At 65.4% G+C, this 14,727-nt stretch carries 11 protein-coding genes; 8 read left to right on the top strand and 3 right to left on the bottom strand.

Translation table 11 applies throughout. From position 1 onward, the window contains the following. Together IX761_RS26625 and IX761_RS26620 are read left to right on the top strand one after the other, a co-directional pair. A partial coding sequence (locus tag IX761_RS26625; RefSeq protein ID WP_194792458.1) for a hypothetical protein occupies positions 1 to 216 on the top strand: 216 nt, incomplete at its 5' end. Beyond that, positions 213 to 458 carry a DUF3077 domain-containing protein gene (locus IX761_RS26620; protein WP_194792457.1) on the top strand — a complete coding sequence of 82 codons (246 nt, stop codon included), beginning with the start codon at positions 213 to 215 and terminating at the stop codon, positions 456 to 458. The genes IX761_RS26625 and IX761_RS26620, both read left to right, overlap by 4 nt. Positions 459 to 691: 233 nt before the next feature. Here the strand turns inward: IX761_RS26620 and IX761_RS26615 are convergent, their stop codons facing one another. Further along, a complete protein-coding gene (locus tag IX761_RS26615; RefSeq protein ID WP_194792456.1) occupies positions 692 to 2,110 on the bottom strand; it encodes an amino acid permease in 1,419 nt (472 codons plus the stop codon). A 425-nt stretch (positions 2,111 to 2,535) separates the two neighbouring features. On the opposite strand from IX761_RS26615, the gene IX761_RS26610 reads away from it, so the two are divergent. The 3 genes from IX761_RS26610 to IX761_RS26600 all read left to right on the top strand — a co-directional run bounded on the left by IX761_RS26610 (position 2,536) and on the right by IX761_RS26600 (position 7,066). Further along, complete coding sequence (locus tag IX761_RS26610; protein ID WP_194792455.1) at positions 2,536 to 5,682, top strand: biosynthetic peptidoglycan transglycosylase; 3,147 nt, start codon at positions 2,536 to 2,538, stop codon at positions 5,680 to 5,682. Between the two features lie 89 nt (positions 5,683 to 5,771). After that, on the top strand, positions 5,772 to 6,308 hold the full coding sequence (locus IX761_RS26605) for a PadR family transcriptional regulator (protein ID WP_194792454.1): 537 nt from the start codon (positions 5,772 to 5,774) through the stop codon (positions 6,306 to 6,308). Next, positions 6,305 to 7,066 (top strand): siderophore-interacting protein, encoded by a 762-nt coding sequence (locus tag IX761_RS26600; RefSeq protein ID WP_194792453.1) that lies wholly within the window; start codon positions 6,305 to 6,307, stop codon positions 7,064 to 7,066. The genes IX761_RS26605 and IX761_RS26600 overlap by 4 nt, the downstream gene beginning before the upstream one ends. A 133-nt stretch (positions 7,067 to 7,199) precedes the next feature. Here the strand turns inward: IX761_RS26600 and IX761_RS26595 are convergent, their stop codons facing one another. Both IX761_RS26595 and IX761_RS26590 read right to left on the bottom strand, forming a co-directional pair. Next, entirely contained in the window at positions 7,200 to 7,832 is a 633-nt protein-coding gene (locus tag IX761_RS26595) for a Pr6Pr family membrane protein (RefSeq protein WP_194792452.1), read from the bottom strand. Beyond that, positions 7,832 to 8,053 carry a VF530 family DNA-binding protein gene (locus tag IX761_RS26590; protein WP_194792451.1) on the bottom strand — a complete coding sequence of 74 codons (222 nt, stop codon included), beginning with the start codon at positions 8,051 to 8,053 and terminating at the stop codon, positions 7,832 to 7,834. The genes IX761_RS26595 and IX761_RS26590 overlap by 1 nt, the downstream gene beginning before the upstream one ends. A gap of 321 nt (positions 8,054 to 8,374) precedes the next feature. On the opposite strand from IX761_RS26590, the gene IX761_RS26585 reads away from it, so the two are divergent. From IX761_RS26585 to IX761_RS26575, 3 genes are all read left to right on the top strand, one after another. Next, positions 8,375 to 10,423, top strand: a complete 2,049-nt coding sequence (locus tag IX761_RS26585; RefSeq protein WP_194792450.1) for a TonB-dependent receptor — start codon at positions 8,375 to 8,377, stop codon at positions 10,421 to 10,423. A gap of 410 nt (positions 10,424 to 10,833) precedes the next feature. Further along, a complete protein-coding gene (locus tag IX761_RS26580; RefSeq protein ID WP_194792449.1) occupies positions 10,834 to 12,180 on the top strand; it encodes a carbohydrate porin in 1,347 nt (448 codons plus the stop codon). Positions 12,181 to 12,210: 30 nt separating this feature from the next. Next, a complete protein-coding gene (locus IX761_RS26575; RefSeq protein ID WP_194792448.1) occupies positions 12,211 to 14,622 on the top strand; it encodes a glucose/quinate/shikimate family membrane-bound PQQ-dependent dehydrogenase in 2,412 nt (803 codons plus the stop codon). Positions 14,623 to 14,727 lie beyond the last annotated feature (105 nt).

The raw sequence follows: 14,727 nt of genomic DNA, 5'->3' as shown, positions 1-14,727 counted from the left end.
CCCCATTTCTTCCCCTACCTCACCGTTTCCCCCGACCTCACCCCCGAAGCCGCCCGCAGCGAAGCCACCTCGCTGATGGACTGCCTGCGCGAAGTCCTCGACCTCTACTTCGACACCGACTGCGAAGAGCAGCGCCAAACCCTGCTGAACACCTGCATCTACCTGAACCAGCTGCTCTACCCGCTGGTGCGCCGCGAAACAGGAGCCCAGCCATGACCACCCAACCCGACCAGGCGAGCACCGCGGGCGTTACCCCCTGCCTTGAGCTCTACCGCATCCAGCCCGGTATCCCGTTCCAACACGCCTTCGACGAGCTGTCGGTTTTGCTCGGCTGTATCCGCCACCTCACCACCGAAGCCGAAATGGAAGGCGACCTGGTGGCCGGCAGCTCGGCGCGCATCCTCAGCGCCCTGGCCAAGGCGCTGATCGATGACATGGAGGTTGGCCTGGGCCGCTGAGATCGCGAGCTTTGCGCATAACGCCTGTAGGAGCGGCCTTGCCGGAGCGCCGGACCGGCCGGAAAGGGCCGCGCAGCGGCCCCAGGATTTCAAGTACGCCTCAAGATTGCTGGGGCCGCTACGCGGCCCTTTCGCGACACAAGGCCGCTCCTACAGGGGGTATGCGCATTTCCGAGCAGGCCTGTATAGGTCCCCAAAAACAAAGCCCCGGCACTGGCCGGGGCTTTGTTCATTCAGGCGACGCTACTCGCCACGCCTTGGGCCTCTTTAGGCGCCAGGCGGAAGGTGTAGTACAGCACCGTCAGCAACACCAGGAACGCCGGGCCGATGTACAGCGCCACGCGGGTGTCCGGGAAGTACGCCATCAGCCCCACCACCAGCACCAGGAACGCCAGCGCCAGGTACGAGCTCAGCGGCCACAGCCACATACGGTACTTCAGCGCATTACGCTCGGCAGTGGACAGCCCGGCGCGGAACTTGAGCTGCGCCAGCAGGATCATCACCCAGGTCCAGATCGCGCCGAAGGTGGCGATCGAGGTCACCCAGACGAACACCTTCTCCGGCACCAGGTAGTTGGCCAGCACGCCCAGCAGCAGCGCGCCGATCGACAGCAGCAGCGCATTGCGCGGCACGCCGTTCTTCGAGGTGCGGGCAAAGGCCGCCGGGGCCTGGCCGTTCTGCGCCAGGCTGTAGAGCATGCGCCCGGTGCTGAAGATGCCGCCGTTGCAGGACGACAGCGCGGCGGTGATCACCACGAAGTTGATGATGCCGGCCGCGGTCTTGATCCCCAGGCGCTCGAAGGTCATCACGAACGGGCTGCCCTGGCTGCCGATCTCGTTCCACGGGTAGATCGACAGGATCACGAACAGCGCGCCCACGTAGAACAGCAGGATGCGCCAGAACACCGAGCCGATGGCCTGGGGGATGGTTTTCTGCGGGTTGCGTGCTTCGCCGGCGGTCAGGCCAATCATCTCCACGCCCAGGTAGGCGAACATCACCATCTGCAGCGACATCAGCACGCCGGTCACGCCGTTGGGCATGAAGCCGCCGTTGCTCCACAGGTTGGAGATGCCCATGGCCACGCCGTCATTGCCGAAACCGAAGGCGATCACACCGATGCCACCGAGCACCATTGCGATGATGGTGACGATCTTGATCAGGGCGAACCAGAACTCGAACTCGCCGAACGCCTTGACCGCGATCAGGTTGATCGCGCCCATGCTGCCCAGCGCCATCAGCGCCCAGATCCAGCGCGGCACGTCGGGGAACCAGATGCCCATGTAGATGGCCACCGCGGTGATCTCGGCAACGCAGGTCACCAGCCACAGGAACCAGTAGTTCCAGCCGGTGAGGAAGCCCGCCAGCGGGCCGAGGTAGTCTTGGGCGTAGCGGCTGAAGGAGCCGGCGACCGGGTTGTGCACGGCCATCTCGCCGAGGGCGCGCATGATCACCAGGATGGCCAGGCCACCGATGATGTAGGAGAGCATGATGGCAGGGCCGGCCATTTCGATGGCCTTGGCCGAACCGAGGAACAGGCCGACGCCGATACAGGCGCCGAGGGCCATCAGACGGATGTGCCGTTCGCCCAGCTCGCGCTTGAGCGGGCCGCCCTGGGCGGACTCGCCCTGGACTGGGTGGTTGCCGACTGGCATAGCAATACAACCTCATTTTGTTATTGGATTTGACCTTCGTGCAGCACCGGCCGCGCCGATAAGCGGGGCGTCGTCTCGCCAGGCAGCCTTGTGGGCCGGCCTGTCCACCGGGCGCGGGGCACCGGCGGGTCGAAGGGGTCGAGCAGTATAGGAAGGCACCAGCAGGGCTTTTCACTATATACAGTGGGAAATTTGGCGAGAATTCTCGGGCCAAACCCCATTCATGGAGGGGCATCACCGCCTCACTCCACCCACGCACAGGAATGGGGCAGCTACCTTAACAACATTGCCGAAGAATGGAAGTCGCACCAAAGGCGCATGTTCATACTCGACTAATCGAAGGCTCCTACAAATTTTTCACCAAGTCCGGGCACCGTCTAAGCTTCAGACAAGTAACGCGAAAATACCTGGCCGGACTCAAGACTATGGGCGCACTGTGGCAATCGGAACCAAGCAGTACGGAAGCACCCAAAGCACCCCAGGCTGACACTCCACCGCCAAAACCTGCGCGCCAGCGCCGCCTGTGGTGGCGGCTGATCCTGCTGATCCTGATCGTCGGCCTGGTGGCCGTGGGCTTCGCCGCCTGGGACGAGATCCAGACCTCGCGCGTGCAGTCGCGCGAATTCAGCAAGCTGGCCAGCACCCTCACCTACCAGCTCGAACCCGGCCCCAGCGATGCCATCGTCTACCCTGGCGACGGCCCGTTCGATAAACGCCTGGGCTACAGCGCACTGGGCGAATTCCTGCCGCGCCTGCTCAAGCGCGACTACCTGATCAACCAGCAGGTGCGTTTCTCCCCGGCACTGATGAACTACGTCGACCATGGCCTGTTCGTACCCTACGTGGAGAAGATCCAGGCCGGCCTGTCGATCACCGACTGCCGCGGCGACATGCTCTACCAGTACAACTACCCGCAGCACCTGTACCCCAACTTCGCCGCGATCCCACCGGTGATGGTCAACAGCCTGCTGTTCATCGAGAACCGCGAGCTGCTCGACCCCAAAGACCCGCAGAACAACCCGGCGGTGGACTGGCCGCGGTTCGCCAAGGCCGCCTACAGCCAGGTGGCCAAGTACTTCGCCCTGCCCGGCCAGTCGGCCGGCGGCAGCACCCTGGCCACCCAGCTGGAGAAATACCGCCACTCGCCCGACGGGCTGACCGTGTCCGGTGCCGAGAAGATCCGCCAGATGATCTCGGCCAGCGTGCGCGCCTACCAGGGCGGGCCGGACACCACCGAGGCGCGCGAACGCATCGTGCGCGACTACCTCAACAGCGTGCCGCTGTCGGCGGTGCCCGGCCACGGTGAGGTGCATGGCATGGCCGAGGGCCTGCGGGTGTGGTACGGCGCCGATTTCGACCAGGTCAACCAGGCGCTCACCGCCACCGCCAGCGACGAGAAGAGCATGGCCGAACGCGGCTTGGCCCTGCGCCAGGTACTGTCGTTGATGATCGCCCAGCGCCGCCCTTCGCATTACCTGTCCAAGGGGCGTATCGAGCTGGCCGAGCTCACCGACTCGCACATCCGCGTGCTGGCCGCCAACGGCATCATCGACGGGCCGCTGGCCGACGCCGCGCTGGCCAGCAAGGCGGTGTACCGCGACTGGGTGGCGCAACCGACCATCGTGCCGATCATCACCAACAAAGGCATCAGCCTGGCGCGCAACCGCCTGGCGGCGATGCTCAACCGGCCGCTGTACGACCTCGACCGCCTCGACGTATCGGCCACCAGCACCTTGCAGGCCGACCTGAACGTGCAGGTCAGCCAGTACCTGAAGAACCTCGCCGACCCGGCGTTCGCCGCGCAGATGGGGCTGATCGGCGAGCGCCTGCTCACCAGCAAGACCACCGACCAGGTCAGCTACAGCTTCACCCTGTTCGAACGCACCGCCGACGGCTCGCGGGTGCGGGTGCAGACCGACAGCACCAACCAGCCCTTCGACATCAACGAGGGCAGCAAGCTGGAGCTGGGCTCCACCGCCAAGCTGCGGGTGCTGACCACCTACCTTGAGATCATCGCCGAGCTGCACGACAAATATGCCGGCAAGCCGCCTGCGGAACTGAAGAAGGTGCCGGTGGCCGAACTCGACCGCATCAGCCAGTGGTCGCTGGAATGGCTGATGCTGAACCAGAAGAACCAGAGCCTGGATGCCATGCTCGACGCGGCACTCGACCGCAAGTACTCGGCCAACACCGGCGAGGCGTTCTTCACCGGCGGCGGCATGCATGTGTTCAACAACTTCCGCAAAGAGGACAACAACCGCAACCCAACGCTCAAGGACGCCCTGCGCGAATCGATCAACCTGCCGTTCATCCGCCTGATGCGCGACCTGGTGCGCTACGTCACTTATCAGCAGCCGTTCAACCGCGAACCGTTGCTCAAGGATGACGCCGACCCACGGCGCCAGGAATACCTGGCGCGCTTCGCCGACCGCGAAGGCAGCAACTACATGATGCGGTTCTGGAAGAAGTACCAGCGCAAGACCTCACAACAGCGCCTGGACACCTTCCTCGACAGCATGCGCGTCACCCCCCAGCGCCTGGCTGCGGCGCACCGCTACCTGTTCCCCGAGGCCGGCCAGGAAACCTTCAACCGTTTCGTGCGCGCCCACAGCAAGGACGACAAGCTGGCCATGGCCAAGCTCACCGACAGCCGTCTGGTGGAAATGTACGAGGCCTATGGCCCGGGCAAGTACGACCTGCCCGACCAGGGCTACATCGCCAAGGTGCACCCGCTGGACCTGTGGATGCTCGGCTACCTGCTGAAGAACCCCGGCGCCTCGCTCAAGGACACCCTCAACGCCAGCCGCTTCGAGCGCCAGGAGGTGTACAGCTGGCTGTTCAAGAGCCGCCACCAGGGCGCCCGCGACAGCCGTATCCGCACCATGGTCGAGATCGAGGCCTTCACCGATATCCACCAGCGCTGGAAGCGTGTCGGCTACCCGTTCGACCACCTGGTGCCGTCGCTGGCCACCGCCATCGGCAGCTCCGGCGACCGCCCTGCCGCACTGTCGGAGCTGGTCGGGATCATCCAGAACGATGGCGTGCGCCTGCCCACCCTGCGCATCGACACGCTGCACTTCGCCCAGGGCACGCCCTACGAAACCCAACTGCTCAGCGACCCCGACCGTGGCCAGCGGATCCTCCCGGTGGAAGTGGCCCGGGCGCTCAAGGGGGCGATGTCGCAGGTGGTCGACGCCGGTACCGCGCGGCGCATCTCCGGCAGCTTCAAGCTGCACGACGGCACGCCGCTGGTGATGGGCGGCAAGACCGGCACCGGCGACAACCGCATCGAAAGCTTCGGTGCCGGTGGCCGGTTGATCGGCTCGCGCTCGCTGAACCGCACGGCGACCTTCGTGTTCTTCCTCGGCGACAACCACTTCGGCACCCTCACCGCCTTCGTACCGGGCCGCAGCGCCGAGGCGTTCACCTTCACCTCGGCGCTGCCGGTGCAGGTGCTCAAGGGCATGGCGCCGATCCTCATGCCCTACCTGGAGCCGAACAATCCCAACGCCTGCAAGGCGCCGCAGGTGGCGTTGCAACCCGTTCAACGCAACGACCTATCGAGCAACTAGATGATAATCATCTGCATTTGAGGGCTTGTCTTTAGATATATCTTGAGTAATATCTTGCGATATATCGAAACAGACGGAGCCCTTGCGCCATGCGCGATCATTCCTCTCATGACCCCTTCGAACGCCGCTCTGGCCGCGGCGAACGTGGCCCGCGGGTGTTCGCCCCGGGTGACCTGAAACTGCTGATGCTGTCGATGCTGGCCGAGCAACCCGGCCACGGCTACGACCTGATCCGCCAGATCGAGAACCTGTTCGACGGCAGCTACAGCCCAAGCCCCGGGGTGATCTACCCGACCTTGAGCTACCTCGAAGAGGCCGAGCTGATCAGCGGCCAGATCCAGGGCAGCAAGCGCCTCTACGCCATCACCGACGCCGGCCGCCACGCACTGAGCGAGCAAGCGGTCGCCCTCGACGGTGTGCGCATGCGCATCGAAGTGAGCAAGCGGGCCCTGCGCGGCCATGACCGCCCCCCGGAAATCCATGAAGCCGTCGGCAACCTGCGTCATGCCCTGCACATGCACAGCGGCCGCTGGACAGCCGACGAGATCGAGCGGGTGCGCACCCTGCTCAACGACACTGCCAAGGCCATCGCCTCTGGGCCGGCCGTTACGGAGAACACCCCATGAGTGACAGCATCCACCGCGTCAACCACGAGATCCGCCAGCGCCGCCTGGTCGTGCTGCGGGTCAGCGACCTGACCCCGCGCATGCGCCGCGTTACCCTCGGCGGCGCCGAGCTGGCCGGTTTCACCAGCGTCGGCACGGACGACCACATCAAGCTGCTGTTTGCCTGCACGCCCGAGGAGCAGGTGGCCATCGACGCCCGCAACCTGGGCCGCGACGGCGGCGCCCGGCCAACCATGCGCGAGTACACGCCACGGCGTATCGACCTGGTGAACCTTGAGCTGGATATCGATTTCGTCCTGCACGGCGACGGCCCTGCGTCCACCTGGGCGGCCCAGGCGGCACCCGGGCAGACCCTGGATATCGCCGGGCCTCGGGCCTCGATGGTGGTGCCGGATATCTTCGACAGCTACCTGCTGATTGGCGACGAAACGGCGATCCCGGCCATTGCCCGGCGCCTGGAAGAGCTACCGGCGGGGCGCCAGGTGCTGGCGGTGATCCAGGTCGAGGATGAACAGGAGCGCCAGCCACTGGCGAGCAAAGCGCAGGTCGAGGTGATCTGGGTACGCCGGCATGAGGAAGATGTGCTGGAGCGGGTGAAACACCTGGCGTTGCCCGAAGGCCGGCTGTACGGCTGGGTAGCCCTGGAGAAGGCCCTGACCCGCCAGGCCAAGGCGCTGCTGCTGGAAAAGGGTGTGCCGGAAGATGCACTCAAGGCCGCGGCTTACTGGCGTGCGGATGGTACGGCTGACGACGAGTGAAACCGTGCTGTACCGGAACATCCCTGGGGCCGCTACGCGCCCCTTTCGCGACACAAGGCCGCTCCTACAGAGGATCGCATTCTGCTGTAGGAGCGGCCTTGTGTCGCGAAAGGGGCGCGCAGCGGCCCCAGCATTATCGCAAACCTCGCCCCCGCCACCGATCCACCCCCAGCAACATCAGCCCGATCCCCCAGAACCCCGCCAGCACCGCCAGGGCATTGACCATCACCTGCCCATACCCCAACCGCGCCACATCGACGAAGGGATACGGGTACACCCCGATCTCGTGCCCGCGCAACAGCACAAAGGCGAAGTACAACGCCGGATACAGCGTCCACGCCGCCAGGTGCCAGAGCCGCAACTGCCCCTTGGGCACCTCGGCCCACCAATACAGGATGAACAGCACCGGCATCACGTCGTGCAGCAGCTCATCCGCCAGCCATTGCCAACCCTGGGGTTGCCACAGGTGTCGCAGCAGCAGGCTGTAGGCCAGCCCCACCAGCACGATGCTGGCGGCGATGCATGAGCTCACTGGCGGAGAGATCAGCCAGCGCCTGGCCGCCGATTCATGGCCGAATGCGGCCTGGCTCAACACCGTGGCCACCAAGGTGTTGCTCAGCACGGTGAAGTAGCAGAACAGGTTGACCAGCCCGCCGACCAGGCTGGCCTGCTCCTGCCAGCGCCCGAGCAACACCAGGTACAGCTGGATCGCCAGGCCGCTCCAGCCCAGCACGGCGGCGAAGGTCAGCCAAGGGCGGCGCGGCATCAGCCTTTGCGCTGCAATTTCACATACAGCTGCTCGACCTTCTCCCGCGCCCAGGGCGTCTTGCGCAAGAAGGTCAGGCTGGACTTGATGGTGGGGTTGCTCTTGAAGCAGCGGATATCGATGCGCTCGGCCAGGCCCTGCCATTGATAGTGCGCCACCAGCTCGGTGAGGATCTGCTCGAGGGTCTTGCCGTGCAGCGCGTTGTGTTGGGCCGTGCTCATGCCTGTGCTCCAGGTTCGGGAAGGTGCGCACCTTACACGAGTGTAGTGAGCTCTGCGCGCTCCCCGTGTAGGAGCGGCCTTGTGCCGCGAAAGGGCTGCGCAGCGGCCCCAGGATTTCAGCCTCGCCACAAATTGCCGGGGCTGCTGCGCAGCCCGTTCCGGCCGGTCCGGCGCCCCGGCAAGGCCGCTCCTACAACTAGCGCCAGCACTGAAGCCAACGCCACCAACAAAAACCACTGGCCAGCAGCAAAACCTCTGTGCTGAAATAGTGATGTTATAGTGTAACAACAAAACATCTCTGCCAAGGAACGCCCCATCCCCATGCGTCACATGCCGCTCCACCTCTCCCCCCTCGCCGTCGCGCTGTGGCTGGCCTCGCCCGCCAGCCACGCCGTCGAGCTGCAACCTCAGGTGATCACCGCCAACCCCTTGGGCAGCACCCAACTGGCCGCCCCCAGCACCGTGCTCGAAGGCGATGCACTGCTGCAACAGCAGCACGGCAGCCTGGGTGAAACCCTCAACAAGCAGCCCGGCGTCGCCTCCACCTGGTTCGGCCCCGGCGCCAGCCGCCCGGTGATCCGCGGCCTGGATGGCGACCGTATCCGCATCCTGCGCAACGGCGTCGGCGCCCTGGATGCCTCGTCGCTGTCCTATGACCACGCCGTGCCGCTGGACCCGGTCACCGTCGACCGGGTCGAGATCGTGCGCGGCCCGGCCGCCCTGCTGTACGGCGGCAACGCCATCGGCGGGGTGGTCAATACCTTCGACAACCGCATCCCCGACGCGCCCATCGACGGCATCCACGGTGCTGGCGAGTTGCGCTACGGTGGCGCCGACACCACCCGCAGCAGTGCCGGAAAACTGGAGGCCGGCAACGGCACCTTCGCCTTGCATCTGGACGCCAACAGCCGCCAGTTCAACGACCTGCGCATCCCCGGTTATGCCCGCAGCTCGAAGGTGCGCGACGCCGACGAGCCCGGCAGCAAGCACCGCCTGGAGAACAGCGACGGCCGCCAGGACGGCGGCGCGATCGGCGGCAGCTACCACTGGGACCACGGCTATACCGGCCTGTCCTACAGCCGCTACGACAGCAACTACGGCTCGGTGGCCGAGCCCGGCGTGCGCCTGGACATGCAACAGGACCATTACGGCTTCGCCTCGGAACTGCGCGACCTCGACGGGCCGTTCAGCTCGGTCAAGCTCGACGCCGGCTACACCGACTACCAGCACCGCGAGATCGAAAGCGGCGAAGTGCACACCACGTTCAAGAACAAGGGCTACGAGGCGCGCATCGAGGCCCGTCACCAGCCGCTCGGCCCGGTCGAAGGGGTGATCGGCGCCCAGGTCAGCCGCAACGAATTCTCCGCCTTGGGTGAAGAGGCCTTCGTTCCGCACACCGACACCGACAGCCTGGCGCTGTTCATGCTCGAGCAATGGCAGGCCAGCGAACGCCTGAACCTGAGCCTGGGCGCACGCCTGGAACACACCCGTGTGGACCCGGACGCCAAGGGCAACGAAGCCTTCGCCGGCGCCGACAGCGCCAGCAGCTTCAACGCCTTCAGCCTCTCCTCCGGTGCCGTCTACCAGCTCGACCCCGTCTGGGCATTAGCCGCCAACCTCGGCTACACCGAACGCGCGCCGACCTTCTACGAGCTGTATGCCAACGGCGCCCATGTGGCGACCGGCGCATTCGAAGTGGGCGACCCGAACCTGAATAAAGAGAAAGCGATCTCCGCTGACCTGGCCCTGCGTTTCGACAACGGCACCCACAAGGGCAGCGTAGGCGTGTTCTACAGTCACTTTCGCAACTACATCGGCCTGATCGGCACCGGCAACCTGCGTGAAGGGCACGATCATGACCATGGCGACGATCATGACCATGACCATGACCACGACCACGGCGATATTCCCGAGTACGCCTACCAGGGCGTGCGTGCCCGCTTCTACGGCATCGAAGCCCAGGACCGCTGGCAGTTGCTGGAGAACCGCTACGGCAGCTTCGCCCTGGAACTCTCGGGCGATTACACCCGGGCGAAGAACCTCGACAGCGGCGAGCCGCTGCCACGCATCGCGCCACTGCGCCTGAACAGCGCGCTGGTGTGGGAACTGGAGCGCTGGCAGGCGCGGGTCGACGTGCAGCACGCCTCGTCGCAGCACCGCACGCCGGCCAACGAAACCAGCACCGATGGCTATACCACCCTGGGCGCCAGCCTTGGCTATCGCTTCGATATCGGCCAGAGCCAGTGGCTGGCCTTTGTGCGCGGGGAGAACCTGACGGACCAGACGGTGCGCTATGCCAGCTCCATCCTGCGCGATATCGCGCCGGCGCCGGGGCGTAGTGTGGAGGTTGGGCTGCGTACGAGCTTCTGATCATAGGGGGCGCTCCCACAAGGGTGACGCAGTTTTCTGTAGGAGCAGCCTTGTGTCGCGAAAGGGCCGCAAAGCGGCCCCGGTTTTTGCGTTATCACATACATTGCCGGGGCTGCTGTGCAGCCCTTTCGCGACACAAGGCCGCTCCTACACTGGATGTGCTAGCCCGTTAAGTGGGAGCCGGCTTGTCGGCGAAAAAGCTGCATAGCAGCCTCATGCGCACCTACTGTTACTCACCCCGCAACAATCCCCTGCGACATTTTGTCTTTTTTTCTTACAACTTCCCCTATATCCTCCCCGCCGCAAGCTGAAACGCTTCATCGAATACCTTTCGCAGCCATTTCCCTTCGACGCCCACACGCCTCGTTGCGCTTGCCGTTTCTTCAACAATCAAAAGATAGCGCTATCTCATGCTCCAGCTGCCCAATTCCTGCTACGCCGGTATCACCCTCGCCACCCTGCTCGGCGCCCTTTCTCCCACCACCAGCGCCAGCGAAATGTTCGCCAAGGACTCGCCCTGGATGCTGGGCGACTGGGGCGGCACCCGCACTGAGCTGTTGGCAAAAGGCTACGACTTCACCCTCGGCTACACCGGCGAGATGGGCAGCAACCTGCACGGCGGCTACGACCATGACCGCACCGCGCGCTACAGCGACCAGTTCACCTTTGGCGTGAACATGGACCTGCAGAAGATCCTCGGCTGGGGCGACACCGAGTTCCAGTTGACCGTTACCGAACGCCACGGCGACAACATCAGCAACGACCGCATCAACGACCCAAGGGTCGGCGGCTTCACCTCGGCCCAGGAAGTCTGGGGCCGCGGCGAAACCTGGCGGCTGACGCAGATGTGGATCAAGCAGAAGTACTTCGACGGTGCGCTGGATGTGAAATTCGGCCGCTTCGGCGAGGGCGAGGACTTCAACAGCTTCCCTTGCGACTTCCAGAACCTGGCGTTCTGCGGCTCGCAGGTGGGCAACTGGGTGGGCGGCATCTGGTACAACTGGCCGGTCAGCCAGTGGGCGCTGCGCGTGCGCTACAACCTCAATGATGAACTCTATGCCCAGGTCGGGGTGTTCGAGCAGAACCCCTCCAACCTCGAATCGGGCAATGGCTTCAAGCTCAGCGGCAGCGGCACCCAGGGCGCGGTGATGCCGGTCGAGCTGGTGTGGAGCCCGCGGGTCAATGGCCTGAAAGGGGAATATCGCGCCGGCTACTACTACAGTAATGCCAAAGCACAGGATGTTCTGAAGGACAGCAACGGCAGCCCGGCCGCCATCAGCGGCGCCGCCTACCGCAGCAGCTCGAGCAAGCATGGCCTGTGGCTCGGCGTGCAGCAGCAGGTGACCGCGCAGGCGTCCGACCAGTCGCGCGGCCTGAGCCTGTTCGCCAATGCCACGGTGCACGACAAGAAGACCAATGCCATCGACAACTATGTACAGGCCGGTTTGGTTTACAAAGGGCCGTTCGACGCCCGCGCCAAGGACGACATCGGTTTCGCCCTGGCCCGCGTGCACGTCAACCCCGGCTACCGCAAGAACGCCCGCCTCAGCAACCAGGCCGCCGGTCTCCACGACTACGACAACCCTGGCTACCTGCCCGTGCAGGACACCGAATACAGCGCCGAACTCTACTACGGCATCCACCTGGCCGACTGGCTCACCGTGCGCCCGAACCTGCAGTACATCCGCCACCCGGGCGGGGTGTCGCAGGTCGATGACGCGCTGGTCGGCGGCCTGAAGATCCAGAGCACCTTCTAACCCACCCTTCCACACTACGGAGAACAGACGATGAGCACTGACGGTGCCAAGAATGGAACCCGCTGGCTACCGCGCCTGATGGGCGTGCTGCTGTTGCTGATGGGCCTGGCCCTGCTGGCCGGCGGCATCAAGCTGAGCCAGCTGGGCGGCTCGCTTTACTACCTGATTGCCGGTATCGGCTTCGCCCTGTCCGGCATCCTGCTGCTGGCCAAGCGGCGCATCGCCCTGGGCCTGTATGGCCTGGTGCTGCTGGGCAGCACCGTGTGGGCGCTGCTGGAAGTCGGCCTGGACTGGTGGCAACTGGTGCCACGCCTGGCCATCTGGTTCGCCATCGGCGTGGTCCTGCTGCTGCCCTGGGCGCGTCGCCCGCTGCTGGGCCCGGCGTCGAAGATCAACACCGCCCTGCTGAGCGCGGCCGTGGTGGCCTCTGGCGCCACCGCCGTGGCCAGCCAGTTCACCCACCCGGGCGAGATCCGTGGCGCGTTCAACCGCGACAACAGCGAAATGGGCAGCGCCGCCCCGGCCATGCCGGACGGTGAATGGCAGGCCTATGGCCGCACCGAGCATGGCGATCGCTACTCGCCGCTGCGCCAGATCACCCCGCAGAACGCCTACCGCCTGGAAGAAGCCTGGCGCATCCGCACCGGCGACCTGCCGACCGAGAACGACCCGGTCGAGCTGACCAACCAGAACACCCCGCTGAAGGTCAACGGCATGCTCTATGCCTGCACCGCCCACAGCCGGCTGCTGGCCCTGGACCCGGACACCGGTGCCGAGATCTGGCGCTTCGACCCGCAGGTCAAGAGCCCCACCGGCACCTTCAAGGGCTTCGCCCACATGACCTGCCGTGGCGTCTCGTACTACGACGAGAACAGCTATGTCAGCCGTGACGGCAGCCCGGCACCGAAAATCACCGACGCAGGCCAGGCCGTGGCCCAGGCCTGCCCGCGCCGCCTGTACCTGCCCACCGCCGATGCCCGCCTGATTGCGATCAACGCCGACAACGGCAAGGTCTGCGAAGGCTTCGCCAACCAGGGCGTGATCGACCTGACCCGTGGTATCGGCCCGTTCACCGCCGGTGGCTACTACTCCACCTCGCCGGCGGCGATCACCCGCAGCCTGGTGATCATCGGCGGCCACGTCACCGACAACGAGTCGACCAACGAGCCGTCCGGTGTGATCCGCGCCTATGACGTGCACGATGGCCACCTGGTGTGGAACTGGGACAGCAACAACCCGGACGACACCAAGCCGCTGGCCGATGGCAAGTTCTACAGCCGCAATTCGGCCAACATGTGGTCGATCGCCAGCGTCGACGAAGACCTGGGGATGATCTACCTGCCGCTGGGCAACCAGACCCCCGACCAGTGGGGCGCCGACCGCACCCCGGGTGCCGAGAAGTACAGCGCCGGCATCGTCGCCCTGGACCTGGCCACCGGCAAGGCGCGCTGGAACTACCAGTTCACCCACCACGACCTGTGGGACATGGACGTTGGCAGCCAGCCGACCCTGGTGCACCTGAAGACCGACGACGGCGTCAAACCCGCGGTCATCGTGCCGACCAAGCAAGGCAGCCTGTACGTGCTCGACCGCCGCGACGGCACGCCGATCGTGCCGATCCGCGAGATCCCGGCGCCGCAAGGTGCCGTGAAAGGCGACCACACCGCACCGACCCAGGCCCGTTCCGACCTCAACCTGCTCGGCCCGGACCTGACCGAACAAGCCATGTGGGGCGCCACGCCGTTCGACCAGATGCTCTGCCGCATCCAGTTCCGCAGCTTGCGCTACGAAGGCCAGTACACCCCGCCGTCCGAGCAGGGCTCGCTGGTGTACCCGGGCAACGTCGGCGTGTTCAACTGGGGCAGCGTGTCGGTCGACCCGGTACGCCAGATCCTCTTCACCTCGCCGAACTACATGGCCTTCGTGTCGAAGATGGTCCCGCGCGAGCAAGTGGCCGAAGGCAGCAAGCGCGAAAGCGAGACCAGCGGCGTGCAGCCGAACACCGGTGCGCCGTATGCGGTGACCATGCACCCGTTCATGTCGCCGCTGGGCATCCCCTGCCAGGCGCCGGCCTGGGGCTATGTGGCCGCCATCGACCTGTTCACCAACAAGGTGGTGTGGAAGCACAAGAACGGCACCACCCGTGACAGCACCCCAGTGCCGATCGGCATGCCGGTGGGCGTGCCGAGCATGGGCGGTTCGATCGTCACTGCCGGTGGCGTGGGCTTCCTCAGCGGCACCCTGGACCAGTACCTGCGCGCCTATGACGTGAAGAACGGTGCAGAGCTGTGGAAGGCCCGCCTGCCGGCAGGTGGCCAGGCCACGCCGATGACCTACACCGGCAAGGACGGCAAGCAGTACGTGCTGGTGACCGCTGGCGGCCATGGTTCGCTGGGCACTCGCATGGGCGACTACATCATCGCTTACAAACTCGCCGAGTAAGCGTCAACCCCATCGCGGGGCAAGCCCGCTCCCACGCAAAGCGTGGGAGCGGGCTTGCCCCGCGATGGCATCCCCCTCCCCTCCACCCTTCGTCTACCATTGAAA

The sequence above is a fragment of the Pseudomonas sp. UFMG81 genome (assembly GCF_015354575.1).
Lineage (GTDB): Bacteria > Pseudomonadota > Gammaproteobacteria > Pseudomonadales > Pseudomonadaceae > Aquipseudomonas.
Note: the sequence above shows the minus strand (reverse complement) of the source record. Positions and strands in the feature narration are given on the sequence as shown.

Excerpts from the sequence above, each read along its gene's own strand:
- IX761_RS26620 (WP_194792457.1), top strand. The coding sequence starts at position 213 with ATGACCACCCAACCCGACCAGGCGAGCACCGCGGGCGTTACCCCCTGC.
- IX761_RS26615 (WP_194792456.1), bottom strand. The coding sequence starts at position 2,110 with ATGCCAGTCGGCAACCACCCAGTCCAGGGCGAGTCCGCCCAGGGCGGC.
- IX761_RS26610 (WP_194792455.1), top strand. The coding sequence starts at position 2,536 with ATGGGCGCACTGTGGCAATCGGAACCAAGCAGTACGGAAGCACCCAAA.
- IX761_RS26605 (WP_194792454.1), top strand. The coding sequence starts at position 5,772 with ATGCGCGATCATTCCTCTCATGACCCCTTCGAACGCCGCTCTGGCCGC.
- IX761_RS26600 (WP_194792453.1), top strand. The coding sequence starts at position 6,305 with ATGAGTGACAGCATCCACCGCGTCAACCACGAGATCCGCCAGCGCCGC.
- IX761_RS26595 (WP_194792452.1), bottom strand. The coding sequence starts at position 7,832 with ATGCCGCGCCGCCCTTGGCTGACCTTCGCCGCCGTGCTGGGCTGGAGC.
- IX761_RS26590 (WP_194792451.1), bottom strand. The coding sequence starts at position 8,053 with ATGAGCACGGCCCAACACAACGCGCTGCACGGCAAGACCCTCGAGCAG.
- IX761_RS26585 (WP_194792450.1), top strand. The coding sequence starts at position 8,375 with ATGCGTCACATGCCGCTCCACCTCTCCCCCCTCGCCGTCGCGCTGTGG.
- IX761_RS26580 (WP_194792449.1), top strand. The coding sequence starts at position 10,834 with ATGCTCCAGCTGCCCAATTCCTGCTACGCCGGTATCACCCTCGCCACC.
- IX761_RS26575 (WP_194792448.1), top strand. The coding sequence starts at position 12,211 with ATGAGCACTGACGGTGCCAAGAATGGAACCCGCTGGCTACCGCGCCTG.